Annotated in this window: 29 protein-coding genes; all 29 read right to left on the bottom strand. The window is 43.6% G+C overall.

What is annotated here, in order from left to right; all coding sequences use genetic code 11:
* Positions 1–53: 53 nt before the first annotated feature.
* The 29 genes from LIR34_RS09070 to LIR34_RS08930 all read right to left on the bottom strand — a co-directional run bounded on the left by LIR34_RS09070 (position 54) and on the right by LIR34_RS08930 (position 26507).
* A complete protein-coding gene (locus LIR34_RS09070; RefSeq protein ID WP_173902564.1) occupies positions 54–1490 on the bottom strand; it encodes a substrate-binding domain-containing protein in 1437 nt (478 codons plus the stop codon).
* A 1-nt stretch (position 1491) separates the two neighbouring features.
* Entirely contained in the window at positions 1492–2109 is a 618-nt protein-coding gene (locus LIR34_RS09065; protein WP_173902563.1) for a hypothetical protein, read from the bottom strand.
* A gap of 80 nt (positions 2110–2189) precedes the next feature.
* Positions 2190–2909: a type 1 glutamine amidotransferase gene (locus LIR34_RS09060; RefSeq protein ID WP_173902562.1), complete on the bottom strand. Its 720-nt coding sequence runs from the start codon at positions 2907–2909 to the stop codon at positions 2190–2192.
* Entirely contained in the window at positions 2906–4243 is a 1338-nt protein-coding gene (locus LIR34_RS09055; protein ID WP_173902561.1) for a MurT ligase domain-containing protein, read from the bottom strand. The genes LIR34_RS09060 and LIR34_RS09055 overlap by 4 nt, the downstream gene beginning before the upstream one ends.
* 63 nt (positions 4244–4306) lie before the next feature.
* Positions 4307–5056, bottom strand: a complete 750-nt coding sequence (locus LIR34_RS09050) for a LytR/AlgR family response regulator transcription factor (protein WP_173902560.1) — start codon at positions 5054–5056, stop codon at positions 4307–4309.
* 157 nt (positions 5057–5213) lie between these two features.
* Positions 5214–5750, bottom strand: coding sequence for a bL17 family ribosomal protein (locus LIR34_RS09045; protein ID WP_161283935.1), 537 nt, complete (start codon positions 5748–5750; stop codon positions 5214–5216).
* A gap of 93 nt (positions 5751–5843) precedes the next feature.
* Positions 5844–6803, bottom strand: a complete 960-nt coding sequence (locus LIR34_RS09040) for a DNA-directed RNA polymerase subunit alpha (protein WP_161283934.1) — start codon at positions 6801–6803, stop codon at positions 5844–5846.
* Between the two features lie 99 nt (positions 6804–6902).
* Positions 6903–7496: a 30S ribosomal protein S4 gene (gene rpsD / locus LIR34_RS09035; RefSeq protein ID WP_161283933.1), complete on the bottom strand. Its 594-nt coding sequence runs from the start codon at positions 7494–7496 to the stop codon at positions 6903–6905.
* An 18-nt stretch (positions 7497–7514) separates the two neighbouring features.
* Entirely contained in the window at positions 7515–7910 is a 396-nt protein-coding gene (gene rpsK, locus LIR34_RS09030) for a 30S ribosomal protein S11 (RefSeq protein ID WP_005428565.1), read from the bottom strand.
* A gap of 167 nt (positions 7911–8077) precedes the next feature.
* Entirely contained in the window at positions 8078–8446 is a 369-nt protein-coding gene (gene rpsM / locus LIR34_RS09025) for a 30S ribosomal protein S13 (RefSeq protein ID WP_022214197.1), read from the bottom strand.
* Positions 8447–8732: 286 nt separating this feature from the next.
* A complete protein-coding gene (gene rpmJ, locus LIR34_RS09020) occupies positions 8733–8846 on the bottom strand; it encodes a 50S ribosomal protein L36 (RefSeq protein ID WP_003497809.1) in 114 nt (37 codons plus the stop codon).
* A gap of 126 nt (positions 8847–8972) precedes the next feature.
* Positions 8973–9599: a response regulator transcription factor gene (locus tag LIR34_RS09015; protein ID WP_173902559.1), complete on the bottom strand. Its 627-nt coding sequence runs from the start codon at positions 9597–9599 to the stop codon at positions 8973–8975.
* Between the two features lie 39 nt (positions 9600–9638).
* Positions 9639–10931, bottom strand: coding sequence for an ATP-binding protein (locus LIR34_RS09010; protein WP_244092295.1), 1293 nt, complete (start codon positions 10929–10931; stop codon positions 9639–9641).
* Positions 10904–12559 (bottom strand): histidine kinase N-terminal 7TM domain-containing protein, encoded by a 1656-nt coding sequence (locus LIR34_RS09005; RefSeq protein ID WP_173902558.1) that lies wholly within the window; start codon positions 12557–12559, stop codon positions 10904–10906. The genes LIR34_RS09010 and LIR34_RS09005 overlap by 28 nt, the downstream gene beginning before the upstream one ends.
* A 63-nt stretch (positions 12560–12622) precedes the next feature.
* Positions 12623–13468, bottom strand: coding sequence for a TPM domain-containing protein (locus LIR34_RS09000; RefSeq protein ID WP_244092293.1), 846 nt, complete (start codon positions 13466–13468; stop codon positions 12623–12625).
* 30 nt (positions 13469–13498) lie between these two features.
* On the bottom strand, positions 13499–14587 hold the full coding sequence (locus LIR34_RS08995) for a hypothetical protein (RefSeq protein ID WP_161283929.1): 1089 nt from the start codon (positions 14585–14587) through the stop codon (positions 13499–13501).
* Positions 14580–14915, bottom strand: a complete 336-nt coding sequence (locus tag LIR34_RS08990; RefSeq protein WP_173902557.1) for a hypothetical protein — start codon at positions 14913–14915, stop codon at positions 14580–14582. Before LIR34_RS08990 ends, LIR34_RS08995 begins: the two co-directional genes overlap by 8 nt.
* Before the next feature lie 34 nt (positions 14916–14949).
* Complete coding sequence (locus LIR34_RS08985) at positions 14950–16563, bottom strand: recombinase family protein (protein WP_173770221.1); 1614 nt, start codon at positions 16561–16563, stop codon at positions 14950–14952.
* Positions 16564–16661: 98 nt separating this feature from the next.
* Positions 16662–16808: a hypothetical protein gene (locus tag LIR34_RS08980; protein ID WP_015542922.1), complete on the bottom strand. Its 147-nt coding sequence runs from the start codon at positions 16806–16808 to the stop codon at positions 16662–16664.
* Between the two features lie 56 nt (positions 16809–16864).
* On the bottom strand, positions 16865–17713 hold the full coding sequence (locus LIR34_RS08975; RefSeq protein WP_106789478.1) for a metallophosphoesterase family protein: 849 nt from the start codon (positions 17711–17713) through the stop codon (positions 16865–16867).
* Between the two features lie 714 nt (positions 17714–18427).
* Positions 18428–18850 carry a hypothetical protein gene (locus LIR34_RS08970; protein WP_015542925.1) on the bottom strand — a complete coding sequence of 141 codons (423 nt, stop codon included), beginning with the start codon at positions 18848–18850 and terminating at the stop codon, positions 18428–18430.
* 504 nt (positions 18851–19354) lie between these two features.
* Entirely contained in the window at positions 19355–19747 is a 393-nt protein-coding gene (locus LIR34_RS08965; protein WP_055158478.1) for a winged helix-turn-helix domain-containing protein, read from the bottom strand.
* 124 nt (positions 19748–19871) lie between these two features.
* Positions 19872–20642, bottom strand: a complete 771-nt coding sequence (locus tag LIR34_RS08960) for a response regulator (protein ID WP_055201459.1) — start codon at positions 20640–20642, stop codon at positions 19872–19874.
* 187 nt (positions 20643–20829) lie between these two features.
* Positions 20830–23214, bottom strand: coding sequence for an ABC transporter permease (locus LIR34_RS08955; RefSeq protein WP_118575775.1), 2385 nt, complete (start codon positions 23212–23214; stop codon positions 20830–20832).
* A gap of 14 nt (positions 23215–23228) precedes the next feature.
* Positions 23229–23894 carry an ABC transporter ATP-binding protein gene (locus LIR34_RS08950; RefSeq protein ID WP_002586598.1) on the bottom strand — a complete coding sequence of 222 codons (666 nt, stop codon included), beginning with the start codon at positions 23892–23894 and terminating at the stop codon, positions 23229–23231.
* Between the two features lie 5 nt (positions 23895–23899).
* Entirely contained in the window at positions 23900–24160 is a 261-nt protein-coding gene (locus LIR34_RS08945; RefSeq protein ID WP_106789471.1) for a hypothetical protein, read from the bottom strand.
* A 182-nt stretch (positions 24161–24342) separates the two neighbouring features.
* Positions 24343–24759, bottom strand: coding sequence for a hypothetical protein (locus LIR34_RS08940; protein ID WP_004611616.1), 417 nt, complete (start codon positions 24757–24759; stop codon positions 24343–24345).
* 27 nt (positions 24760–24786) lie between these two features.
* A complete protein-coding gene (locus LIR34_RS08935) occupies positions 24787–25818 on the bottom strand; it encodes a sensor histidine kinase (protein ID WP_005361155.1) in 1032 nt (343 codons plus the stop codon).
* Positions 25815–26507, bottom strand: coding sequence for a response regulator transcription factor (locus LIR34_RS08930; RefSeq protein WP_005361153.1), 693 nt, complete (start codon positions 26505–26507; stop codon positions 25815–25817). Before LIR34_RS08930 ends, LIR34_RS08935 begins: the two co-directional genes overlap by 4 nt.
* Between the last annotated feature and the right edge of the window lie 52 nt (positions 26508–26559).

Here is a 26559-nt window from a genome sequence, read left to right as displayed (position 1 = left end):
AAAAACACAGCCGAAACAGAATTTGTTCCGGCTGTGTTTTTGTGTATACTATATTATTTTTTTGCTTTTTCTGTCGGTGTCGGAGAAATCTCCTCCGGTGCTTCTGTCGGTTCCGGTGTCTCCGTTGGCGTAACAGCCTTCGGTGTCGGCGTCACTGGTTTCTCAGTTGGTGTCAGTGCTGCCTCCGTCGGTGTGACTGGTTCCGGTGTTGGAGTCTCTGTCGGATCCGGTTCTACTTCCTTCTCTGTATAATAACCATTGTCGATCAGGATTTCATAATTATCTCTGTCTATCATCTGAGGATCACAGAGATAGGTTCCTATTATCTTCACACCGTTATCATACTGCTCGTAGTCATTTACCTCCGGATCATCCTCTCCATGGAGATATACATTTACCATCTCTTCACACTGAGCCGCAAGCTCGCGGGAATCCATAAACACACTGAAAGCCTGTGTACCCATCGCAATTCTCTTGACCGCATCTTCCTTGCAGCCATTTCCCGTGATAAACGGCCAGATATCCGTTCCCAGGACGACTCCTGCCTCCAGAAGTGCCTCCTGTGCTGCTCCTGCCGCATCATCAAATCCGGTACAGATAATATCCGGTGCTGCTCCATCCGGATAAAACTCCTCCAGGATTTCTGCCGCTCTTGACTTTGCGGTGGTTTTACTCCATCTTAAGATACCTGTATCATCAAAGGAAATCTTTCCTGATCTGCATACCAGAGTTCCGTCATCCAGATACTCCTGCAGTACTTCCATCAGTCCATTGTACAAAAACAGTGCCTGTGTGTCATCCAATGAGCCCATAAAGAATTCTATGGTTCTGGATTCCTTTGCCTCGCGAACCTTATCCAGTTCCTGGGCATCTACGATCTGCTTTCCTATTATCTGACCGACCTGACGTCCGCCAAACGTCACATAATACTTGACTGCACTGGTATTCATGATCAGATCATCGTAGGAAAATACCGGAATGTCAGCCTCCTTCACAGTCTCAAGGACACTCCCCAGACCATAGGGATCTACCGGTGTGATAACAAATGCAGAGACCTCTTCTGCTGTCAGATCCTGAATCTGGGAAACCTGTCTGGATACATCATTCTCTGCATACTCGATCACAGGCTCATATCCGTCCGCCTCCAGCTCACTCTTGAACTTATCTGCATCTCTGCTCCATTTTTCTTCATTCGGAAGGAGAACCGCAATTTTTTCTCTCGTCTCTTCCACAGGAGCACTCTCTTCCTCTGCTTCATTGCTCTGTGTGGATGCCTCTGCATCCTCAGAAGAGTCTGCTTTCTTCTCTGTATCCTTCTCCTCCTCAGGTGTCGGAGTTACCGTCAGTTCTTCCGCCTCACCGGCTCCCTCTTTCTCAGTCTGTGCACTTTCACTTGCTGCTTCTGTTGCCTTGTTTTTGGAACCACAGCCTCCAAGTATGGAAGTGGTCAGAAAAACACCTAATAAAATATATGCTGTCTTTTTTTTCATGTTAAATTCCTTTATATTCCTTTGCCAGAAGTTTAAGATAATCCCGGTACGCCGCTGCCGTTTTCTTTGGCTTGACGATCGTGATATCCCTGCCCATTGCAGTGAGCCATCCAAAAAACTGTGGTCCTGCAATCTGAGGCGCTGTAACAGATATATAGCCGGATTCTTTGTTCTTATAAGTTCCATAAGAGCCAAAATATTCCTGCACTTCCTTCTCTATCGTCTCTCTGCAGAGAAGCTTCATAGGTTTCTCGACATCCTGGATCTCATTCTCATCCAGGGTAAAACGCTTCACCAGTATTTCCTTAATAACCGGTTCTGCCTTCTCTTCTCTCCTGGCCGGTCGAGACTCCGGCTTCGGTACTGTCTCATTCTTTTCGGCAGCAGTCTGTCCGGCAATGTAATAGCCTCCCGGTCTTCCTCTTTTGTATTTGACATCCAGTCCAAAACCTCTCAGGGCATCCAGATCATCATAGATGCTCTTACGCTCCGCATTGATTCCACATTCTGCCAGCTTATCAAGAATTTCCTGCATTGTCACTGCACGATTTTCCCCAGTCTCGCACAGCAGATGTTCCAGTACCAGTATTTTTGCTTTCTGATTACGTGATTTCGCCATTTTTATCCCCTTGTCCGCTCTTATATACCTGAATTATATCCTCACCATATTTTGTTTCAACTCACAATTAAATGCAAGTACTATTTGAGGAATCTGTGACAGATGTAATCGTTAGCTTCTTTTTCCTGACTGTCATCAAGCGGAGTAAGTTCTGTCTGTTCTCCGTATTTTTTCTGCAGGGCGTGCAGGATCAGCCAGTCTGCCAGCTGCGGATTCTTGGGAAGAAGCGGGCCGTGAAGGTAAGTTCCGATCACATTTTTGTATACAACGCCTTCATAGCCGGATTTCCCGTCATTTCCGGAACCGTACAGAACCTTTCCCAGAGGCTTGTTGTTATTGATGCAGGTTCTTCCGCCATGATTCTCAAATCCGACAACCGGCATGTCAAACAGTTCACTCTGAAGAATGATATTGCTGATCAGACGTCCCTCTCCCTGTTCTGTATACATATCTACCAGTTCCAGTCCTTTGATCATTCCCTGGTCTGTCTTATAGTAGTTTCCCAGAAGCTGATAGCCTCCGCAGATTGCAATGACTACGCCGTTATTTTCCACATATTCCTTAAAGTCCTTCTGGATCTCCTTCAGTTTCTCACAGACCAGCATCTGCTCTCTGTCAGAACCACCTCCGAGAAGTACAATATCAAGCCTGGAAAAATCAATCTTGTCATCCATCTCATATGCGATGGTTTCTGCTTCGATTCCTCTCCACTGGCATCTCTTCATCAGACACTGGATATTTCCTCTGTCCCCATAGAGATTCAGAAGATCCGGATATAAATGTCCTATCGTCAGTTTCATTTCTGCTCTCCCTCCAGCTTCTTCAGTATATTTCTGGTACTGAACAGTGCGGTATAATTTACCAGCACATACAGATTCCCGGTTCCGTCAGCCACTCGGCTGCGGACTGCCTTTTCAATATCTGCTTCCAGCATGGACGGAATATCTACATATTTCAGACGAAGCCGCATATCCTGACAGCGGATGCCACTGACTGTGATCGAGCGGATGCTTTCTTCCCTGAAACGGTCAAAATCTACATCCCAGAGCCAGGAAATATCGATTCCATCCTGAGCATTGTCATTGATGGCAATGATTACATCCTTTGGCTCGCTGTCCTGCATGACAGCAGAAATATTCTGGTTAAATCCGGCCGGATTCTTCGCAAGATTCAATGTAACGCTGGTTCCCTGAATACGGAACTGCTCCATACGGCCATTCTCCGGATTAAATTTCTTGAGCATATTCTGGAAGTGCTCTGCCCCGAAACCAGCTGTACGGATTCCTGCATAAGCAGCGAGAATATTGTACACATTATAAAATCCCTTATAATTCGCAATAATCTTCTTATCCTCGACACGGAAAGAAAGCTGATCGCCCACCTGGACATCAGAGGCATCGTATTTCGGAACCGGTCTGCAGAAACCACACTTTGGACATTTATAGTCACCCAACTGACTATAATGATAAAAGCTGTACTGCAGTCTCTCACCACAACGCTTACAGAAACGTCCCTCGCGGATCTCATTTGTCTTGCTTTTCATGACAGGTTTGCTGATTCCATAATAAATACTGTCGTTTCCACTGTCCATGGCAAGGTATGCTGACAGTGCATCATCTCCATTTACTATGAGCTTCATCTTCGGAACCTTGCGGATCATTTCTTCCAGGATGTTCATAGTAATATCAATTTCTCCATAGCGGTCGAGCTGATCACGGAAAAGGTTTGTCATTACCATATAATCCGGTTTGATCTGAGGAAAAATATATCTTGTGGATGCCTCATCTACCTCAATACAGGCATAATCGGCCTTAATATGTCCATTCAGACCTGCTCCAAGAACAAATGCTGCCACAACACCATTCAGCATATTGGAGCCTGTATGGTTACAGATCACCTTCTGTCCTTCTGCCTCCAGTGCCGCACAGAGCATATTATTTGTCGTTGTCTTTCCATTTGTGCCGCAGACTACAAAAATATCTTTCTTAACCTCTGATGCCAGTTCCTTAAGTACCGGAGGATAAATCTTGAGAGCGATCTTTCCCGCCCAGGTTACCCCCTGACGGTCCATCTTCTTGCAGGCAAATCCAGCTGCCTTGGCAGCCCAGACTGCCAGTATTCTTCTAATATTCATATGATCTATTCCTTTTTGCTTTTGCTTTATCGTTCCTACTGATTTTACGACAATTTCAGGAATTTAGCAACCATCTTCCTCCGCAATGTCATTATTCCCCAGATACTTCCTGTACTGCTTCTGTGCTTCTTTCATATAGGTTCTTGAGATCGGAACCGTAAAGTCCTTCATAATAAATCCGTCCGTTTTCATTCCTATTACTTTACTGATATTTACAAAAAAACTCTGATGACAACGGAGAAACATACTGTCTTTAAGCTGTTCGTCAAAATCACTGAGTTTTCCTCTGCAGTGAATTTCGCTTCCATCATCCATATAAAAAGTTACGGTATGAAGACTACTGGATATGTACTGAACCTCATTATGTTTGATCGTATAAAGCTGTGAGCGATATTTGAAACATATCACACGTTCTTTACGAATAAACTCACTGTATTTTCTGACATTTATATACAGAAACTCAAGAATCTTCTTCAGTTTCTCTACGTCGACCGGATTCAGAAGATACTGAAATGCAAATACATCAAAGGCTTCTCTGTAATACTTTTCTGTTCCCGTTACAAAAATAATCCCCGCTGATTTGTTTAACTTCCTGATTTCCGCGGCGATTCGGATTCCATTATCATCTGGAAATTCAGTCTCCATAAAAATAACCTGAAACTGATTTGGATTCTCCACCACCTGGTCAATCAACGACTGTCCCTGTGTGAAGCTTGTGATTTCCGCATCTGGAAATGATTTTCTTATATGTGTTTCAAGAATTTCCATATCTCTTTCATTTCCATCACAAATAGCAATCGAAAGTTGATCCATAAAAGCAATCGTTCTCCTTCTGATAAATATTTTTCTTTTAGAATCTTATTATATCATATTTTTGCTATTACTTTTACCCCCCCCCCATTTTTTTTGCTAATTGTGAAAAAAAAGAGAAGATATCCCGTTACGGATATCTTCTCTGATTTCTGTCAAATTATACTAACTCGATCAGAACTTCCATTGCTGCGTCACCTTTACGCGGTCCAATCTTAACGATTCTTGTGTAACCACCGTTACGACCAACATATTTCGGTGCGATTTCTTCGAACATCTTCTTTGTCATATCGATGTCCTTTGTGTTTTTCTTCTTTCCTGCTGCTTTAGCCGGAACTTCTTTTACAGGGTAGAATACTTTAGCCATCTGACGACGAGCGTGCAGTCTGGACGGAGCATCCTTTGTAATCTCTTTCTGAACTTCGTCATATACGGTAACTTTCTTTCCGTCTACAACTTCTTTTACTCTCTTACCATCAGCATCTTTGCGAGCAACTTTAGCAGTTACAGTAACTGTTTCGAAGTTGTCTTTCTCGCGAACTGCCATAGCAATAAGTCCTTCAGCGATTTTGCGGATTTCTTTAGCTTTCGCTTCAGTAGTAACGATTTTTCCGTTGTAAAGAAGGTTTGTTACCTGGTTTCTTAACAGAGCTTTTCTCTGATCAGCAGTTCTGCTTAATTTTCTATATTTTGCCATGTTGTTTTCCTCCATCTGCGGGACATTTATACACGCTTGTTCGGTCTTACTGTATAAATGCTTAGGCATCCCCGCTCAAATTATAAGAAGTGCTTATTCTTCAGTTGGCTGAAGCTGTAAGCCCAGTTCTTTCAGTTTAGCAAGTACTTCTTCTAATGACTTGCGACCAAGGTTACGAACCTTCATCATATCATCGGAAGTTCTGTTGCACAGTTCTTCTACTGTGTTGATTCCGGCTCTCTTCAGGCAGTTGTAAGAACGAACAGAAAGTTCGAGCTCATCAATGCTCATCTCCAGAACCTTTTCTTTCTCATTGTCTTCTTTTTCGATCATGACTTCTGCAGTCTTAGCGTTCTCAGAAAGATCAATGAACAAGTTCAGATGCTCACTCAGTACCTTAGCAGCAAGGCTGACAGCTTCATCCGGATCCAGTGTTCCATTAGTATATACATCTAATGTAAGTTTATCGAAATCGGTAACCTGACCTACACGAGTATTCTCTACTACCATGTTTACACGGTCAACCGGTGTATAGATTGAATCAACAGCAATCACACCGATCGGCATGTCATCAGTTTTACCCTTATCAGCACTGATATATCCACGGCCACGGGTGATTGTGATCTCCATAGCCAATCTGCAGTCTTTGCCTCCGTTAAGAGTAGCAATAACCTGATCCGGATTCATGATTTCGATATCCTGATCTGCCTGGATGTCTGCAGCTGTTACGACACCGGAACCTTCACACTCAATGTATGCAGTCTTTGGTTCGTTATCTGTGCTGGTATTTTTGATAGCAAGGCTTTTCAGATTCATAATGATTTCTGAAACGTCTTCTTTTACGCCCGGAATTGAGCTGAATTCATGAAGAACACCATCAATCTTAACCTGGCTTACTGCTGCTCCCGGAAGGGAGGACAGCATAATTCTTCTAAGAGAATTACCAAGTGTAGTACCGTATCCTCTTTCAAGAGGCTCTACTACGAATCTGCCAAACTTTTTATCTTCGGAAATTTCCGTAATTTCGATTTTTGGTTTATTAAAATCAAACACTATAAGGTTCCCTCCTTCTGGGTATTCAACATTTGAGGGTATTAACGAATGCTGTAACTGTGAAGATACTCCCCACAGTTACAAATCGTACACTAATTATTATTTAGAATACAGCTCGACGATAAGCATTTCGTTTACCGGAACATCGATAGCTTCTCTTCTTGGAAGTTCTTTTACAGTTCCGCTTAATGTTTCCTGATTAACATCGATCCATTCTGGAACAAGTCTTCCGCCTGTTACTTCCAGGATTCCTTTATATCTCTCAGAACCTTTGCATTTTTCTTTGATTTCAATTGTGTCACCAGCTTTTACAAGGTAAGACGGAATGTTTACACATTTGCCGTTTACAAGTACATGCTTGTGGTCAACGATCTGACGAGCTTCACGTCTGGTTCTTGCAAGACCCATACGGAATACTACGTTATCAAGTCTGCTCTCCAGGATAACCATAAGGTTTTCACCAGTCTGTCCCGGCATTCTGTCAGCTTTGTTGTAGTAGTTGTGGAAAGGTTTTTCCAGAACTCCGTAGATGAATTTTGCTTTCTGTTTTTCTCTTAACTGTAAACCGTACTCAGACATCTTTCTGTTTGCACGTTTTAACTGTCTTGTGGATTTTTTATCAATTCCTAAATAAATCGGATCCAGGCCAAGGGATCTGCATCTTTTCAGAACAGGAACTCTATTTACTGCCATTTCAAGCTACCTCCTAAATTAGACTCTTCTACGTTTTGGTGGACGGCATCCGTTGTGCGGAACCGGTGTTACGTCACGGATACTTGTTACTTCAAGGCCGCAAGCCTGAAGTGCACGAATTGCAGCTTCACGTCCTGATCCCGGTCCTTTAACCATAACATCAACAGTCTTTAATCCATGAATCAGAGCAGCTTTTGTTGCAGTCTCTGCTGCCATCTGTGCTGCATAAGGGGTAGATTTTCTTGAACCTCTAAATCCCAGACCGCCGGCACTTGCCCATGAAAGAGCATTTCCTTCACTGTCAGTCAGAGTAACAATTGTATTGTTAAAGGAAGACTGGATATGTGCCTGTCCGTGTTCAACGTTTTTCTTAACACGACGTTTTGTAGTCGCTTTTCTGGTTGTCTTTGCCATTTTAAAACTAACCTACACTTTCCTATATATAATCAATTAATTCGTTTCGTAAGGAAGTTCGATTCACTAAATTCAGTCTGCGCTTACGCTTGCCTTCATTAAGTTCCTTCGAACAATATTTACACTAAACTCATGCTGCATTTACATTTGCATTCGTTAAGTATTTATTATTTCTTCTTGTTTGCAACAGTTCTCTTAGGACCTTTGCGTGTTCTAGCATTTGTTTTGGTCTTCTGGCCACGAACCGGAAGTCCTTTACGATGACGGATACCACGGTAGCATCCGATTTCCTGCAGTCTCTTGATATTCATAGCGATTTCACGACGAAGATCACCTTCTACTGTCATTGTTTCATCAATTACAGCACTGATTTTCTTTACATCATCGTCTGTCAGATCTCTGACACGGATGTCAGGATTTACTCCTGCCTGTGCAAGAATCTTGTCTGCACTTGTTCTGCCGATACCATAAATATAGGTAAGACCGATTTCGATACGTTTGTCTCTTGGTAAGTCTACACCAGCTATACGAGCCATGTACTGTTTCCTCCATTTTCTTCTTGAAAGCTATATGAACCGTACCACTTGCAGTTTCGCAAGGTGAAATGGGGTACATCTTCAATACTTTCTGTTTTCTAGTTTCCTAATTGGGGTGCCTCGGTAAAACACCCAGCCGCCTTTGGCGAAAAGCGACCTTTCCGAAAATTTGTTGCCTCTCGGTATTAGGCAATACATGCTTCTTTAATAAGATATTAAAACAGTCCGAACAACCCTTCCGGGTGTATCAAACTGCAGCCGCACGTTTCACAAACTCGGGATTCAATCAACCCTGACGCTGTTTGTGTTTTGGATTTTCACAGATTACTCTGATAGATCCTTTTCTTTTGATGATCTTGCATTTTTCGCAGATCGGCTTTACAGATGATCTTACTTTCACTGGAAATCCTCCTTTTCCGTAATATAGGCTTGATTCTGCAGTTCATACACGCCTCAGCGCGTACAACCAGTATAATAACATTCTATTCCGGAAAATACAACCCCCTAATTTAATTTTTTTATTTTTTTATTTCAGTGTAGTAACGATCAGTTTGCTCTCCAGTGCGGCTGCGATCAGATCCTCTTTGCAGCTGTATCCTGCCCTGGTGATCATCTCCTGAAAATTCCATCGTACTCCTGAGGTGGAACAGTTCATTTTTTTTGCAATCTCTGAGTAAGACATCCCACAGATATAAAGACGCAACATTTCCAGCTGCCTTGGACTTATTTCTCCACTGGTGATCCAGTTTAATTCCACATCCGGCGTCATATCCGGAAAAATCCTTTCCCCCTTCAGTGTCCTATTGATCACATCACTGATTTCCTCTTCTCCGTGATCCTTATACCACAGACTGTCTGCACATCCTGCCTTTGCCCGCTCCAGTACTTTAGGATCGATCAGCGAGGTCACAATAAGTATCTTCGTACCCGGATGTTCCTCCTTTATGGTCTTTCCTGCTGTCAACCCATCATGATTATGAAAGGTCTGCACGTCCATCAATACCAGATCGATCACTGAATAATTACAGATTTTTACTGCTTCCCGGGCATCACTGACCGTACCTGCCAGTTTGAACTCCGGATTTTGTAAAATTATATATTCAAAATATTTCTGCATGATCTTCTGATCTTCCACAATAAGTACCCGTACCATAACCTCATTCCCTTCTCATACTGAAGTCATCTGATATTTTTATGACTTTAACGGAAAATTCAGAAACAGATAAAAAGCAGGTTCAAAAAATGTCTTCATAGACCCCTGCTCTGCTTCTACCGCTTTCCTGAGTGCAGATAATCCACCGCCTTCTTTTGCATTTTTCACTGGCGGTTCACCATCATTGGTAATCTGGATCTGATATCCTTCTCTGTTTTCTTTCATATTTACATAAACTATGCTTCCGTGTGCATGACGGGCACAGTTTGTCACACATTCACGGATTGCCTTATCTGTAAGAAGTCTGTAGATTGAATTCTCCGGATAGCTGCCCCGGATCTGAACTGAAATTCCAAGTTCTTCTGCCTGTTTTTCTGTATCTTTATACTGCTCTTCCTCGTTCTTGACGGTTGTGCCGGTAAGAATGTAGACCAGCTGTTTCAGTGCTTCCAGCTGCTTTTCCATGTTTTCCGGTTCTTCCTTCTTTTCCAGGATTCTGCGGATTGACAGAAGACTTCTGCCGAAGCTGTCATGTATCTTCATTTTCATAGAAAGCGTTTCCTGCTCACGTATTTCATCGCCTATCTTTTCATACATTTCTTCCAGCTTTCGATTTAGAAGTTCCAGCTTTTCATTGTTTCTCCTGATTTCTTCACTGTTGTGATAAATTTCAGATACATCAACTGCCACCGTCTGGATGTATCCTGTAAAAGAAGCCTCTTTCAACTGATACTCCTGAAACAGCCAGACAGAACCATCCGGGAAATAAAACACATTACTGTCCGAGCTTAATTTCCGGACCGGCTTCTTCACAGAATCTGCCTTCAGCACGCTGTGCAGCGTATGATAATTCTGCAGACAATTTCCGATAAGCACTCTGCTCAGTTCCTGCATCTTGATGTTACACAGGATAATACGTCCCAGAGGATCTGAAATACAGACACCACAGGGAACATTATTCACTGCCTCATGAACCGACCAGGGAGACAATACATTTCTGTATTCCTTCAGTTCTCTGTAGAGTGCCCAGATAAGATAAACTGCCAGAAGAATTACAAGAACTAACATTATATCTGCCGGAAATAAATAAAACAACGGTCTGTATCTTTTATCTCCCATGCTGCAGCGGTGATCATTCAAAAGCCCCGTCATAAAAAGAAACGAAAAAAACAATTCGGCAGCACTTACCAATATCTTCTTTTTCCCCACCAGACTCATGATTCTGAAAATCAACAGGATCAATTCAAGGATCAGACAGATTTCCATGAGGATCATGATAATATCCTGAAGTATTATGCTGCTTTCTACGAAACCGGGCATCGAATAAACCATTCCTGTTCCTCCTCCTGATGTATCAAGAGCTCCGGCCTCTCTGTCAGATAAATATGAATATCTTCCTGACATGCACATACGACATGGACGGAAATCTGCAGTTTTTTTTCGATCTGAGTCACGCGGAAAAAGACTGAAGTCACAACATCAAACAGTTGCTCTGTCAGCCATTCAAAAAATTCATAACATTTCAGGACATCATCTGCATGGAGTTGTTTTTCTTTGTCCTGCACAAAATAAGCTGCACGGACCTTACATAACTTCAGACTTTCACAGGATTCTGCCAGACTTTGCTTCAGGTCCTCCATGGTCAGTTCATCCTCCTGTGAACTGTACCTGGTCAGAATCAGATTTTTCCACCGTTTCAGATACGTTCCTACTACTACCACTTTGCTCAGAATCCTGTCATATTCTTCCCTGGTTTTCGCCTGCTCCAGACTTTTCATATATGTTGAAAGCAGTTCATACTGTCTTAAGGTCTGACTCTGTATCATATTTAAAAGCCGGTTCTGTTCTTCTGTCTTTCTCCGCTCAGCCTCTTTTTGATAAGCTTTCTGCAAAAGATGATTTCGTGCAGTCAGTTCTTCCTGCTGCTCCTGGATATCCAGATACTGATCCAGAAGGACAGAGATATCTTCTGCCCAGAACAGGTGTCCTCCTTTAACCGGAATATGCCTGATCTGTGTGCCCTGCTCCTGAACGGTTGATTTTGCAATGATACACTCCCGCATTTCCCTGGACAGTCTGGGAAATTCTCCTGAGTAATAGTAGCGCTGAAAAGAATTATCCGTTATTTCTGCATGAAGTCCACCCGTTGCCTGAAACAGTTCAAAATAACGACTGTTGACAGGTATCAGCCCGCACAGAATGCAGCTCTGAAAAATTGCTGCCATAAGCAGACAGCAGACAGCGGTCATATCTCCTGCAATGCTCAGAATAAAAGGTACACGAAAAATATTGCAGATATTCCATCCGAGGAGCAGAATACCTGGAATGATCGGCAGCCAAAACTGTTTCCTTCCGGGAATCCTGCTCTTAAAAACAAGTATTACTTCCATTGCCGCCAGACAAACTATGATCCAAAGCTGGATCACAAAAAAAATCTTTCCATAATGATAGTTTTCATCTGAATACGGCGGTTCCATCAAAAAGCGAAAAACCTGCTGATGCAGATCATTGGTAAGGACACATACAATCAGTACTGCTGCCGGTAACAACAATGCAGTACTGATTTTTTTTATTCTTTTTTCCTCTCTTTCTTCCATCAGCAAAGTGGCTGTCAGTCCCAATGTCGGGATCAATATCATCGGTACATAATACAGATACCAGCATATATGTCCCCCCAGTGGATCCTGAAAAATATGATATTTTATTGTGCGCAGGAAAAACCAGAATACCATCATGCAGCCAATCACTGTCAGATACTGACGCATACTTTTGTGCACGACATGCTTATTCAGATAAATAACCCAGGCACAGTATATTCCCAGATAAAGGCAGGTACGAAGCTGATCTGCCAGTGTTCGCAGAAGATAACTCTCCGGTCTCAGCATTCTGCATATGTATGCCAGCAGGACACACAGCAGAATTGTCATGCAGGATAAGGTTTTCTTTTTTTGGTAAGGCATTTCAATCCCTTTCAGCCAGAATTATTTATTACCATTATACACCAGAGTCTGAATCTTGGGCAATCAGAACTTACCGCTGCTTCCACCGTGAGACCTTCCTGAAGAGCTTGTATGTGAAGAACTTCCGCCTGAAGAGCCCGAGGAACTGTCCTTTTCATTTTTGATTGTTCTTTGCGTAACAATTCTGTTGACAAAACTGTCCGTCGATCTTCGCAGCGACAAGGAACCACTGCGTTCATATGCTTTCGCTGACTCCTGTTTTTTTACAGATTTCAGATTCCTGGATTTGCCTTTAACGATTCTAAAAGAAATAAAAAAGGCAACAACTAAATCTGTGTATAACCAAAAGGGAGAAACCTTCCCCTTTGGCATATTGTCGACATCATAAGGTTCACCGGTTGCTGCCTGTGTCAAAAAATCATCGCACAGATCTGCAAAACATTCAAATGCCTTTGCATACTCTCCACTGCTGAGTTTGCTTCGAAATTCGCTGCTGATATAATCAAGACCTGCATCTGTAAAAGCTACGGTATGACAGTAACCATAGGTTGTGATCGCCCACTCTCTTTCTCCCATACTTACCAGAAGCAAAAGACCATCATCATTTTCTCCATAACCATAACCATTATAATCATAGTAATCATCTGCATATGCCTCGGCTGTTTTACCCTCCAGTGAATTGACTGTAACAACAGCAACCTCATTCTCCTGCCTCTGGCTGATCTCTTCAAGCTTATTTATAAGTGTGCTGCTCTCTTCTTCACTAAGCAGACCGGCTTCATCTACAAGAAGCGGCTTCTGACGTTCTGTCGGGATCTCTGGAATATCAGAAGCCATTACCGGAAATATCAGAACAAATATCCAGAGAAGCGAAAACAGGCAGCACCATATTTTCTTTTTTGTCTTCATTTCACCTGCTCCTTCCTGCTACAGAAATAGTTAGCTTGCCATAAATAAACACTTCAGGCCGTACAATACGCCCCAGATCAGAAGTGTACGGATACCTACAGATTTCCAGAATCTTGATCTGTCTATTGGAAGATCACCGACCATTTTTCCGGTCTGACCATTCATTGCAAAAATAAATTGCTCTCCCTTCCATGTCGTATTCAGAAGCCATACCGGATACATGGCATACCAGTAACTCGCGTTATGGATCTGCACATTTCTGTCTTTTACACTTACTCCGCCATTATATCCCCGCACGGTCTTCCGAAAAGCCTGTTCAGCGCAGACGCTGATTCTCTCACGGGCTCTGTCTATCCGTTCATCCACATTCACATCATAACGGTCAGCAAGGTAGCCTGCCAGATAGGCCTGCTGAAATGGTACAGCATCCTTAAAATCATAGGGTTCAATAGATTCCATCAATGTATCATCCATTTTTCTGGAACCATCTGCCGGAACATGATCGAAACTTATCGTTCCTTCACGATAAACCTGATAGATCTCACGAGTTGTATACTCCGTGTCACCGCTTCTTGAGACATGGACTTTTTCTGCCTCATATGTTATCCGGGCATCTGCATCTGCATCAAACAGCCAGAATGGGATATATACCCCCTTAATCTCATCTACATGGTTTTCTTTTTTGAATACCTTCGGAAGATATTTCTTGCCTTCCAGATGTTTATAATACTTCTCTTTTGCGGCCTTCTTATCCAGTTTAAACGGAATAATATAGTCCGGCTTCAGATCACCGGCAAACTGACCCTTCATCGTTATTTTATTATTGCAGAACGGGCAGGTCGTGGCTCCTGTCGTTTCATCGGCAACAATTTCACTGCCACAGGACTGACAACTGTAAACACGCATACCATTGATCTCATCATTCTGCCATTCTCCGGTGCTCATAGAATGCCAGTTTTCTTCAGAATCCGTCTGTGTATCTTCAGATTTCTGTGTACGCTGAAATTCTTCGACCGTCATTTCCGTATCACAGTACGGACACTTCATATGTTGAGATTTTGAATCAAATACCATCGCACCACCGCAGGCTGGGCACTTATATTCTATAATATCAGACATATTCTCTTCCTCCATATACCGGTGCAGGAACACCTGTAAGTGCTGACACGATCTGGTTTCCAAGCTGTTCATACTTCATCATTTTGGCACGTTCCCAATCTTCTACAGAAAAAGTATTCAACTGAAAATCCATATCATCAAACCACGGTGTATTGACACTCAGTTTTATCTTATAATCATAGGAATATGTGTACCTAGGCGGCACATAAGATCTTGTTTCTCCGTCCTGATCTGTATATTCCTCTTCCTCCCGCTGCTCATCAATCTCCAGCCGGCATGAGGTTATTGCTGACAATGGCACGATATCCGGGTTATTCTGCTCACTCATGTTAAATGCCACAGCAAACATCCCTTTGTTGTCATCAGGCGATACCACATTGAGACCCCGCAAGAAAACGATAGTTAATTTCCACTCTTTGCTTACGATCTTTGCCGGTTCCCTCTGCCTGATATACATAAATACTATCAATCAGCTCCACCAGCATAGAACGGTTCAGTTCTGTTACTGTTTCATACTTACGAATTGTTTCCAAAAATTGATTGGTACTCTGTGTTTTCTTTTCTTCCGCTCTGATTTTAGTTCTTAATTCGTCTCTTTTTTGAGCAAGTTCTTTCTGCTCACTTTCATAAGCTGAGGACATCTTTTCAAAGCGTTCATCAGAAATCTTACCGAGTGCATTCTGCTCAAAGAGCTTCATAATCACACTATCAATTTCTGCAATCCGTTTTTCTGCTACTTCCAAGTCTTTCTCGAACTGTTTGATTTTCTTACTGCCGCCTTTTTCGCTCAATTCGTGCATTTCCTGTATAAACTGATCTCCTAAGGCTTCCATATTCTTAATATGCTTTTGAATATCACTCATAACAATCTGTTGCAACGCCTCATAAGAAATGGCATGGGTTGTACAAAGATTGCTATTCCTTACATAAGTTCTGCAGCGAAAGCGAGGCTCCCTTCCATTTGGATTAGAAAACGCCATGTTGCGACCACAATCCGGGCATTTCACAAGACCCACAAATATATTAGGACGTCCTGTTTTATTCGGCTGTTTTTTTACACTGATGAATTTCTGCACCAGTTCAAAGGTTTCTTCATCAATGATCGCTTCGTGGGTGTTCCGTACTATGATCCATTCTTCTTTCGGAACTGCAACCGGCTTCTTATTCTTAAATGATTTGGTCTGTGTCTTATGAGAAACCATATGTCCCAGGTACACTTGATTCTCCAAAATCATCTTCACATTCTTTGCTACCCAATCCGTTGGAAACTTAAATCCTGTACTTGTTTCCAGAGTGCCGTTCTTCATTGCCCTGTATGCTCTCGGAATCAGAACACCATCCTCGCACAAGGTTCTCGCAATCTGATGAACGCTGTTGCCCTGTTTCGATAATTCAAAAATTCGTTTGACAATAGGTGCTGTATCAGGATCAACCAATAGCTTTCTTTTGTTCTCTGGGTCCACCACATAACCATAAGGTGCAAATGAACCGCAGAACCCACCACTCAATGCTGTTGTCTTTTTTACGCTTCGGATTTTCTTTGATGTATCACGAGCATAATACTCATTCATAATAGATTTAAACGGCATCATCTCGTTTTCATCAAATCTTGTATCGACATCATCATTCAAAGCAATAAACAAAATATCATTATTAGGAAAGATTTCTTCCACATAATACATGAACATGGCATTGTTACGTCCAAAACGTGACATATCCTTTACCATGATACCGCTCGGTTCCGGATCGTCCATAGCATCTTTAATCATACGGTTCAGAGCCGGCCGGTTGAAGGTGGTTCCAGAATAACCATCGTCCACATATTCGCCTATCACTTCAAATCCTTTTTCCTTAGCATTGTACCTTAACATCTGCAACTGATTGGTAATGCTGTTGCTTTCCTTATCCGCATCCCCATCGTCTTTCGATAAACGTGCATATAATCTAACTCTTAGTTTTGTCTGCTGTTTTAACATTTCTGCTCCTTTCCAACAGCAAACAAACTGCTTTGTACTTTATAATTATAACACGTTTAAGCACTCTTTTCAGCAATTTGCTCTACTGTTTTTTTCAATCAACGGGTATTGTTTTCCTGCTCAATTTCTTTCTGGATCAGTCGTTTAATTAAATACTCCAACTGAACCGTACCGGAAAAAACGGAAGTTACATAAAACGTTGTATTCCCAATTTGGACTGCATTCTCCTGTTTAGGATTTTCCATGTGCTCACCTCATTTCCAGGCAACAAAAAAACACCATCACTGGTGTTTTTTTGCTCCTATATATTTACAATTCTTCGTGCATATACTCCGCTTTTTAAATCTATCTCTGCATAAACCATACTACTATCGCCAAACTCTGTCTGCCCTGGCTGAATACAGGTTGTAGTACCTATCTGATTCATCCATGATCCTTTTTCTGTATCAGGACTTTCGTGAATATGCCCGTGCAGAGAAAGTAACGGCTGTTTGGCTTTAAGGAACTCATAAATATCTACTGATCCTATATCCAAATCCTGATATAGAAGCTGTCCCAAACGCAATCCGGCAGGAGGCATGTGCATAACATATACCGTTTTCTTCGGACTCTCCGGTTCAGGCAGTTCTTTCAAAATTCCACACATCAATGGAAGTTCTGTTTTGGAATACTCCAACCAGTCAAAAATTCTGTCATAACCATATTCATTCGATATACCGGCAAAAAAGCTAAGTTGTCTTTGGGGAATATAATCTGTCTCTGTAACAACTCGATCCTTACATCCAAAGGGATGATCCAAAATCTGATTCATTCCAATAAATTCATATTCGTCAATGCGGATTTTTTTACCTGCTATATTATGAACATTTGCGAATCCCCCACAAGTCTGTTCAAAAAGATTATCCACAGATAGCAAATCGTCATTCCCCAGCATATTAAGGTATGTAATGTTATGTTCTTGCAATATGGAAAAGTAATTACTTAGAAATCCTTTGATAAATAACGGTTGTTCTGTATGTCTTTCTCCCAATTTTGGAAGCATATCTCCACCATTCACAATAACTCTGATCTCTTGTTTCATAGCTATTTCTAATGATTTTCTGTATTTATTTTTATCTCCATGCAGGTCTGTAACATAAAGTATTTTCATGCTGTATCTCACTCCTTATATCCTTTAAGCATTTGCATCTTGATTGATTATAACACACAGCAACAATACTTTCAGCAGTTTCCGCCGCTATGTTTTCCACCTGTAGTATAGATCACTTTCTTCCCACATTTTTATATCTTATCATCAAAACCACATGAATAGGTCGGATCTATGGTTATTGCACACATAAATCCGGCCCATTATATCTGATTTCGATTTTACTGCCGTATTTGCCACGCACCCCGGCAAGTCCTTCTGTTATAAGGACGGGGCTGTTACAGGCTGCGGATAGCGTCACCGCATCATAGTCCCACATACGCCGCCGCTTTGCCAGAGCAAGCAAACGCCGCAGGAACTCTCCCCAAGTCTTTAGGAAGCTGTGAAGAAGTACCATTATGATCTGCGTCGTTATCGCGTCCGGCCTGCCACAGCCGGTTTCGTAGGTTGCGTTTATCGCTCGGACAGCCTGGATCCATCACCTCCTTAGGCCGCCTGTCACCGCGCCGCCCCATCTGCCGCTCGGAACACAGAATGAAGTACCTGTAACAGCGTATATTCGGTTGTCAAGGAACAAGCAAGGGGCATGGCAGACAAATTGATATTGCAGTTGGGGTGGGAGGATGTATATGCTTCCTTACCACACCCGTCCAGCTTGTCCCGCCGAATATGTCCCTCTACTATTCAGTACATTTTTAGGGGCAAAGTTGCCGTCTGTTATAAAATTTCTTTGAAATATTTTTCCAGACTACGCAATCCGGCTTCGATAGAACGGGTGATCCGGCTTTTGTGTGTTCCTTCCGCTTTGGCAATATCTGCTTTGCTCATGCCAAGAAAAAAGTGTGCATAGATTCGTTGGCGCTGCTTTACCGGAAGTTTGGAAAGACCTTTATAAATCAACTCCGTCATTTGGCGCTGTTCCCAAATTTCTGCCGGGTTAAGAGGCTTTTGCAATATCTCACGCTCAATACCTTCGTCTCGATCCAGAGAGTAAAATGCTTTATAGCGGTATGTACGAATCCGATAGGCTTCTTCCAACAACATATATTCCCGAAGCAACAAAGCAACTTCATCCGGCACCTCAACGATCATGTCCTGTGTATAATACGGGTAATAATCCCGAAGATTGATTTTCTTCATAGTAATTTCCTCCAATTTCGATGTTTGAGTTGATGGCAAAAATCGAAATCAGAGGGTGGGCTGCGGCAGCGATAAGGTCTAAGTCTCTTTCTGATTAAAAAAAGGGTACAAAAAAGCGCGCCCGTACAAAGAACAGGCGCGCCAAAGCAGCAGTATAAAATTTTTCCGGGAGGTTGACAGCGAAAATGCTCAAACTTTGTCGAAACCAAAAACGCCGCAATCCATACGAGCTGGACTACGACGTATAGGTGACTGAATGTAAAGCAGTTTATCTGCAGATCTGTGTTGCATAGACGCATAGACATTTCCTCCCATCAAGGAGGAACCTGAATCGGCTGCTTGATACCTCCTTGGGAGAAAATTATATCGGTTATGTTTCCTTTATCAGTCCGCAGATATTCGCTTTTTACTCTTTATATTCGCAATTTTCTACATATTCCGCTCTTAGAATATATGCTGCAAAAAGCAAGCCCACAAGGGGAAACAACACCTTGTGGGCTCATGTTATAGATGTTCAAATTTATAGCCGATCCCGGCGACACTCTCAATATAGTTTGGAAGATCCGGTTCAAAGCGCAACTTCTTACGCAGCTTACTTATATGATTATGAATCGCTTTTCTCGAATAGAAATCACAATCCTCTTTCCAAACCAAATCGGTAATCAGTTCGTAAGTAAAAACACGTTTGGGATTGGCAATGAGTAATGCCAGTATATCAAACTCCTTACTTGTCAGGTTGATAATCCGTTCACGAACCCTGACAGTGCGGTGTTCCAGGCATAGATAAAGCTCGCCTTCTTGTATTTCTGTCAGAGGATTTTTCTCTGCTGTGGAAGAAGTGTGACAGGAATTGAATACTGTTCCATGACAGACTCCTTGCTCCAAAATATATTGCATTAGAGCATTCTTTTGTTCCTCGTTAAGAAGCAGAAATAACTTTTCGCCAATCTGTTTGCCGGATTCTTCTATATCAAAAACAGCTAATGTCCCATCACATCATCACCTCCATAAAATTTTTCAATTACTCCACAAAGAACAAAACCTGCCGGATCAGCTCCGGGATATTGACCGGGGCGGTGATATAGTCGTTCACGCCCTCATGCCGGTATTCATATTCCGTGGCAGGGTCGTTGTTCTCGGTGAGGATAAAGAACGGCAGAAGCCGGACAGGGGGATTCTTCATTTGGAACATCCCCGCCACCCGCCGTAGCGTATGAAACAGCTCCATTGCTGTGCCGTCCGGCAGTTCCAGATCGCACAAGATCAGTTCTATTTCCTTATCCTCAAAAATCCGGCGCTTGGCTTCCCAAATCGAGGAAACCAGAATCAGGTCAAAGCCCTTTTGTAGCATAGCAGCCCGCAGCACTTCGGCGCTGGTATCTTCTGCATAGACAAAGAGCAGCTTGTGAAAAGTCGGGGCCTTTTCGCCGGATAACTGCCGGTAGGCGTATTCCACCAGCTTATCTTGTAGTAGCAGTCCTTTCATTTTGTCCATGCACAGCGTCGCGCCCCGGCGCATAGCTTCCTGTTCGTAGTCGTCCTTGTCATGACAGGACGCCAGAATAAAAGGCAGCTCCTTGTCTGCGGCCCGCACCTCGTCCAGAAAGTCCATGCCGGAACCGTCCGGCAGGTCGAGATCACAGCAGACCACCAGCGGCATTTCCTCTTGGATGGCGGTCCGCGCTTCTTTCAGCGTACAAGCCGTTTTTACCGGGTAGCCCCGGTGCTGTAAGTATTTTTGCAGGCACCATGTATAGGTGTCGCTGTCGTCGATCAGCAGTATCTTTTTCATGTGTCCTCACCCCCAATATTGATTTACCACAAGCATAAACTACAAATGTTACACAAATGTCCGAGGTGCCTTTGATTTCGACAGAAAAACAGGCTGAATTGTTACAACGCTCGGACATTTCAAAAATTTCTTTGAGAAATGGCGAAAAAAGCGGGGCAGCACACGCCGCCCCGCCGATCCCATACGGCTATTCCATCGTCCTGATTTGCTCAACAAGAGATTGCTTTTTCAGATTTCCAGTTGTGTAAGAAATCAAGGTGAATTGCACAATCAGCAGGATTGCTAAATATATCAATACGATCAGCCACGGAAATGAATAGTAAAAGTATGGATTCATCGTTTTCACAACGACCTGTACGGATAGGAAGCCCAGTCCAGTCCCCAAAACCAATGTTACCAGCGTAGCAAAAACTGAATACATTAACCCCTCATAGCACAGCATTTTGATAAGCTGCTTTTTACTCAAACCAATCGCCTGTAACATTCCAATTTCCTGCCTACGGGATAAGAAGTTTGTGATTGTCGTATTGACAAGGTTGATTAAAGAAAAGCACACAACAATAACAGCCACGATCAACAATACCCCGAAAGAAAGTTGTTGAAGTCCGCTATAATAAGTGATACTTTCTTTTATGGTTTCCATAACCAAATCGCTATTTCCGTCTATCAGTTGATTTAATGCAGCTTCTACCGTATCATATTTTTTCATATCGGTAATTACGGAAATCGTACCTGTGCAATCTATCCCGGTCGCTTCATTCATAAACTGCTCCGGAAGCGCAAAGCATTTTGAGAAGCCGGAGTAAGAATATTCGTTTACAATGCCCATGACGGTATAGGCCTTTGTGCGAATTTGGCCGGATTCGGTTTTATAGTCCACTTCGACGGTATCACCCAACGCAGCCTCAATATCATAGAGATCGGCACGCTCTTGAAGCAAGACAATTCCATTGCCTGCCACCAGTTCATCATAATCAGTCGTTCCCGCAATTCGCTCTTTCTCCAAATTCTGCTGTTCATCTCGGCAAAAGCCCTGAATCCATTTTCCAGAATTACCATTTACACGATATTCTGCGTCCGTGTAATACCAGTGCTTGATTCCTGTAACGCCATCAATAGATTCTACTGCATTTATAAAATCGGCATTTAGAAAATTCTTTTGCTGCAATCCAGACAAAGAAATACCAGCAGTGTCCCACGATTGATTTGCGTTGAGCTGAATGTTAAATTCACCGACAGGGAAAGCCCTGCCTCTTGCCTCTGCAACGCCATCATAGGAAACTAACATTGTCGAAATCAATACAACCAATACTCCGCCGAGTGAAAGAGAAAGTATTGTTAAAGTGGACTTTGCCTTTTGTCTGGACAGATTCATTTTAGCAAGTGAAGCAGGCGTTATTTTACGGTGCAACACGGAACTTTCTTTCATTTTCCCCTGATAATCGGAATATCGCAATGCTTCCAGCGGAGATACTGCCGCAGCTCTTTTTACAGGAGTATGAATGGCAATCATCACAATAATAAATGCAAAAAGGCCAACCCCGACCGTCACACATAAAGTAGTCAGCCAGTACCAACCGGCAGGAATCAGGAAGTACCCAATCACATTTCCAATAACCAAACCAATCGGGATAGCAATGGCAGCAAGTAATTTCCCCTCGCGGTAAACCATCTTTTTGATCTGTCGTTTTGTAGTTCCGATTGTGCGAAGCTGTCCATAGTTACGGATACTGCTTGCTACTGAAATATAAAAAATCGAATAGATCACAATGCCGGAACCAATGAAAGTTACAAAACCGATCAAGAAATAGAACAGCATATCGCTTCCGTGATTTTCGTCCTTTAAGTTAAAATATGTGGAACGGACAATCACATTATCATCGGAAATTTTTAATTGCTGCGCCAGAGTGTTTGCATAGTTGGTGGCTTCTTCCTCGCTCATGTTTTGAGCGCCTTTCAGCCCAATGTAATAATCAATCATGCCTCCGTCGCCATACTGCTGTCTTACTAATTCTTTCGATATAATGGCTGTATAGCGCCCAATATCGCCGGTTTTCACATCTAAGATTCCCGTCAATTTGAAATCATGGGTAGTGCCGTCAGAAAAGGGGATTTGAATTGTCTGTCCCAATTCATTTGAATAGCCCAAACTATCCAAAAAGGATTCCTGCACTACAATTTCATTCTCCGAAGCTGGTAAATCTCCCGAATAGGGCATACTTTGGGATGTTAGCATATCTGCATTTGCATAAGTAAAGTTCACGGTTGAATGGTTTACCTGTTCAGAAAATGCGTTGAAAAATTCTCCAACCCACGCAATTTCTTCTTGCTTGTATAGTTCCTGTCCCTGTTGTTCAGAAATCGCATGATACATAATCTGCGCTGTTTTTTGGTTGCGGTTTTGCGTTTCCTGCATAACCCCAAAGCCATAGAGTACAATAGCAGATAGCAATGCGCTGGCAAGTACAATCGTCAAAACAATAAAGATATTTCTTTTTCGATTTGCCGATATACTGCGGTTTGATATGCGCTTTACAATGCCGCTGGTATCATTTTCAAAAGGCCATGTCATAGCCTGCCACCTCCTTACTCCACGATCTTACCGTCCTCAATGCGGACGATCCGATCGGCAAGGCGGGCAATGTCGTTGTTGTGGGTGATCATCACAACGGTTTGTCGGAACTCCGCACTGGTACGCTTGATCAGCCCCAGCACCTCGGCGCTGGTCTTGCTGTCAAGGTTGCCGGTGGGCTCGTCGGCCAGCACAATAGCCGGTTTGGTGATCAAGGCCCGGGCGATAGCCACACGCTGCTGCTGTCCGCCAGAAAGATTGTTCGGCATATTTTTCAGTTTATCTTCCAGTCCCAGCAGGTGAACGATCTCGTCCAAAAACTTCTGATCCACCGTGTCCCCGTCCAGCTCCACCGGCAGGACGATGTTCTCATACACATTCAGGATCGGAACAAGGTTATAGTTCTGGAAGATAAAGCCGATGTTGCGGCGGCGAAAGATGGTAAGCTGTTCGTCGTTCATCTTCGACAGTTCTTTGTCCCGGACAATCACATTGCCAGAAGTAGGGGTGTCCAGCCCGCCCATCATGTGAAGCAGGGTAGACTTGCCGCTGCCGGAGGTTCCCACAACGGCCACAAATTCGCCGTCCTCCACGGAGAAGTTCACACCGTCAAGGGCGCGGGTGATGTTCGGCTCTGTGCCGTAATACTTTTTCAGGTCGATAGTCTGTAAAATGCTCATAAAATTCAATCCTTTTTTTGTTTGTTGTAAATGCGGAACGCTGCTGCGCCGGTGGCCGCCAACTGCACCAGAATCAGCACAGCGAACAGGCCGAAGCTCTCATAGTAGAACAGTTCATCCCAAAATAGGAGAACATCACAGAGAGCAGTCAAGGCAACCGTCCAGCGGATGTGCCGGGCCAGCCATTGCCGGAACACCAGCACAATGGCAACGGGCGGGACGATCAGCAGCGCCAGATTCAAAATCAATGTCGGGGTCAGTTCCATTGCGTCGCCTCCTCACTTTTGTTGATAAGGGTATTGTAAAACCCAAATGTCCGCGAAATGTTACAGCGGCCAAAAAATTTCATTGAAAATCGGGGTGAAATGTTACAACGCTCGGACATTTCAAAAAAATTCACGGCGGACAGCCGGAAATGGTCGTCCGCCGAATCATACTACACAATCTTTTAGATAGATTGATTGTGAAATAATTTCAATCCAATCACCACATCTATCATAAGTTCCACAATGAGAATTATACTAATGGCAACATTAAAATTACATAGGTTATATAATCCGATATAGATTTCACAAGTAAGAAATACAACTTGCAGACACAAATTTAAGTATGTCACTAAATGCTCGTTAGTTCTATTCCACAATCTAAACAGGAACATTGTAAAAATAGGTTTTCCCGTAAAAGCAAAAAGCACTGACAATACCGGCACCAAAAATACATAGTAAGAATCTACTGCATTGCTGGGGGATGTACCTACCCATTGAATTGCTATTTTATCAGGAACAACGAAAAATAAAACAATAGATAAAATAACATTGATTATTAAGATGATTGTTGTTGCTTTGCAAAAATTGATTTTTTTCATGGTGTTTTCTCCTGTTATAAGTGTGCTTTATTTAGTCGGCAACATAATGGAAAATTCCGAACCCTTGCCCGGCTCCGAAACCACTTTGATATAGCCGCCCTGCCGTGTTACGATCTCGCGGGCCAGATACAGGCCAATGCCCACGCCCTGCTGTTCGTGTACTTCTTCCTCACGATAGAAGCGCCGGAAGATGGCGGCCTGATTGCTTTCGGAAATGCCCTTGCCGGTGTCGGCTACTTTGATTTCCACATACATTTCCCACAGCACCACCGACACAGCGATTTTCCCGCCTGCCGGGGTGTACTTCACCGCATTGTCCAGCAGGTTAAAAAGGGCTTCGGATGTCCACTTGCTGTCATGGAAAACGGTCAAATCCTCCGGGCAGTCCACGGACACGACGATTTCCTTTTTCTCTGCTGCATACACAATTCCACTCATGGCCTGTGCCACGGTATCAAAGAGGCGGCCCGGTTTCTTATCCAACTGGATCACGCCCGTTTCCAGCCGGGAAGTTTTCACAAGGGCCTGAAAGAGAAAGTCCAGCTTATCCGTCTGGCTGCGGATTCCCCGGATAAAGTCGGTGCGCTCCGCCTTGGTCATAGGCTTTTCCAGCAGCGTGTCCGTCGCCATTTTCAGATTGCTTACCGGCGTTTTCACTTGATGGGAAATATCCGATACAAGGGTCTGTAACTCCTGCCGTTCCTCGTCCACCCGGCGGCGGTTCTCCTGCATGATCTGATAGAGCCTTGCCAGCCGGTGTCCAATTCTGGCAAGCTGGGTTTCGCTGTCCTCTGGCCGCTGGGGCGCTTCATTTCCGGCGATCATGTGGTCTAAAGTCTGGCATAGGTCAGCGGTAAACTGCGACAGCCGCTTTCCAAACGCCTGCGTCAGTACAAAAATCCCCACAAGGGCGCACAGCAGCAGCGCCCCGCCCGTCAGCAGCACCGCCGTCTGTTTTGTCACAAGAAACAGGGCTATGGTGATCCCGGACATGGAAAGGACAAGCCCCATTGCTACCCGGCCAAACAGCCGCTTTACCGAGAGGTTTTGCAACTTCATTTTGCCTCGCCTCCCGTCCATTGATAGCCCATGCCGTAAACAGTTTTGATGTAGGGCGCGCCGCCGTCGGATTCGATCTTACTCCGAATCCGGCTGATGGAGGTTGTCAGGGTGTGTTCGTCCACAAACTTCTCGTCTATATCCCACAGCTTTTCCAAAAGCTGCCCACGGGTCAGCACTTGCCGGGGATTTTTACGGAACAGGTTCAGCATTTTGTACTCCATCGGGGATAGGGTCAGGGGCTTGCCGTTTAAGGAAGCCGTCTGCTCCGAGAAGTCCAGAAACAGCCGCCCGTCGTCGTAAATGTCCTTGGCCGGTTTGTGGTGTTCCAGCATGGCGAACATGGCTTTGATTTTTCGCTGCAAGGCCCCGATCACAAAGGGCTTTGTGATGTAGTCCACCGCGCCCACCTCATAGCCCCGTATCTGGTCGCTCTCCTGATCGTTAGCGGTCAGGAAAATCACAATGGTGTCCGGGTGCTGGGGCTTTATCAGTTTGCACAGCTCAAAACCGTTGCCGTCCGGCAGGTTGATGTCCAGCAGCACTAAGTCAAATTCCCGCTGGCGTATGGCTTCGGCTGCGGTTCTGGCGTTTAGGGCAGAAGTCACGCCGTAGCCGTCTGCGGTCAGGTTATAGGCCACCATCTTATTCAAAAAACTGTCGTCCTCGACAATTAAAATCTGCTTCATATCCTCACTTCCTTTGCTTTTTGTAGATAGTATAACAGGCAAATGTCCTTTG

Origin of the sequence: Blautia sp. MSK17_66 (assembly GCF_020538025.1) — a bacterium.
Lineage (GTDB): Bacteria > Bacillota > Clostridia > Lachnospirales > Lachnospiraceae > Blautia_A.
Note: the sequence above shows the minus strand (reverse complement) of the source record. Positions and strands in the feature narration are given on the sequence as shown.

Bases quoted from the DNA above. Each gene is read 5' to 3' on its own strand.
- rpsK (WP_005428565.1), bottom strand. From the start codon at position 7,910: ATGGCAAAGACAACCAGAAAAGCGACTACAAAACGTCGTGTTAAGAAA.
- LIR34_RS08940 (WP_004611616.1), bottom strand. From the start codon at position 24,759: ATGAAAAAAATCAATTTTTGCAAAGCAACAACAATCATCTTAATAATC.
- LIR34_RS09005 (WP_173902558.1), bottom strand. From the start codon at position 12,559: ATGCCTTACCAAAAAAAGAAAACCTTATCCTGCATGACAATTCTGCTG.
- LIR34_RS09055 (WP_173902561.1), bottom strand. From the start codon at position 4,243: ATGAATATTAGAAGAATACTGGCAGTCTGGGCTGCCAAGGCAGCTGGA.
- LIR34_RS08970 (WP_015542925.1), bottom strand. From the start codon at position 18,850: ATGAAGAAAATCAATCTTCGGGATTATTACCCGTATTATACACAGGAC.
- LIR34_RS09015 (WP_173902559.1), bottom strand. From the start codon at position 9,599: ATGGTACGGGTACTTATTGTGGAAGATCAGAAGATCATGCAGAAATAT.
- LIR34_RS08980 (WP_015542922.1), bottom strand. From the start codon at position 16,808: ATGGAAAATCCTAAACAGGAGAATGCAGTCCAAATTGGGAATACAACG.
- LIR34_RS09050 (WP_173902560.1), bottom strand. From the start codon at position 5,056: ATGGATCAACTTTCGATTGCTATTTGTGATGGAAATGAAAGAGATATG.
- LIR34_RS08995 (WP_161283929.1), bottom strand. From the start codon at position 14,587: ATGTCTGATATTATAGAATATAAGTGCCCAGCCTGCGGTGGTGCGATG.
- LIR34_RS08930 (WP_005361153.1), bottom strand. From the start codon at position 26,507: ATGAAGCAGATTTTAATTGTCGAGGACGACAGTTTTTTGAATAAGATG.
- LIR34_RS09010 (WP_244092295.1), bottom strand. From the start codon at position 10,931: ATGGTTTATTCGATGCCCGGTTTCGTAGAAAGCAGCATAATACTTCAG.
- LIR34_RS08935 (WP_005361155.1), bottom strand. From the start codon at position 25,818: ATGAAGTTGCAAAACCTCTCGGTAAAGCGGCTGTTTGGCCGGGTAGCA.
- LIR34_RS08945 (WP_106789471.1), bottom strand. From the start codon at position 24,160: ATGGAACTGACCCCGACATTGATTTTGAATCTGGCGCTGCTGATCGTC.
- LIR34_RS08990 (WP_173902557.1), bottom strand. From the start codon at position 14,915: ATGAGTGAGCAGAATAACCCGGATATCGTGCCATTGTCAGCAATAACC.
- LIR34_RS08965 (WP_055158478.1), bottom strand. From the start codon at position 19,747: ATGCAATATATTTTGGAGCAAGGAGTCTGTCATGGAACAGTATTCAAT.
- LIR34_RS09065 (WP_173902563.1), bottom strand. From the start codon at position 2,109: ATGGCGAAATCACGTAATCAGAAAGCAAAAATACTGGTACTGGAACAT.
- LIR34_RS09060 (WP_173902562.1), bottom strand. From the start codon at position 2,909: ATGAAACTGACGATAGGACATTTATATCCGGATCTTCTGAATCTCTAT.
- LIR34_RS09070 (WP_173902564.1), bottom strand. From the start codon at position 1,490: ATGAAAAAAAAGACAGCATATATTTTATTAGGTGTTTTTCTGACCACT.
- LIR34_RS08975 (WP_106789478.1), bottom strand. From the start codon at position 17,713: ATGAAAATACTTTATGTTACAGACCTGCATGGAGATAAAAATAAATAC.
- LIR34_RS09000 (WP_244092293.1), bottom strand. From the start codon at position 13,468: ATGAAGACAAAAAAGAAAATATGGTGCTGCCTGTTTTCGCTTCTCTGG.
- LIR34_RS08960 (WP_055201459.1), bottom strand. From the start codon at position 20,642: ATGAAAAAGATACTGCTGATCGACGACAGCGACACCTATACATGGTGC.
- LIR34_RS09045 (WP_161283935.1), bottom strand. From the start codon at position 5,750: ATGGCAAAATATAGAAAATTAAGCAGAACTGCTGATCAGAGAAAAGCT.
- LIR34_RS08955 (WP_118575775.1), bottom strand. From the start codon at position 23,214: ATGACATGGCCTTTTGAAAATGATACCAGCGGCATTGTAAAGCGCATA.
- rpsD (WP_161283933.1), bottom strand. From the start codon at position 7,496: ATGGCAGTAAATAGAGTTCCTGTTCTGAAAAGATGCAGATCCCTTGGC.
- rpsM (WP_022214197.1), bottom strand. From the start codon at position 8,446: ATGGCTCGTATAGCTGGTGTAGACTTACCAAGAGACAAACGTATCGAA.
- LIR34_RS08950 (WP_002586598.1), bottom strand. From the start codon at position 23,894: ATGAGCATTTTACAGACTATCGACCTGAAAAAGTATTACGGCACAGAG.
- LIR34_RS08985 (WP_173770221.1), bottom strand. From the start codon at position 16,563: ATGTTAAAACAGCAGACAAAACTAAGAGTTAGATTATATGCACGTTTA.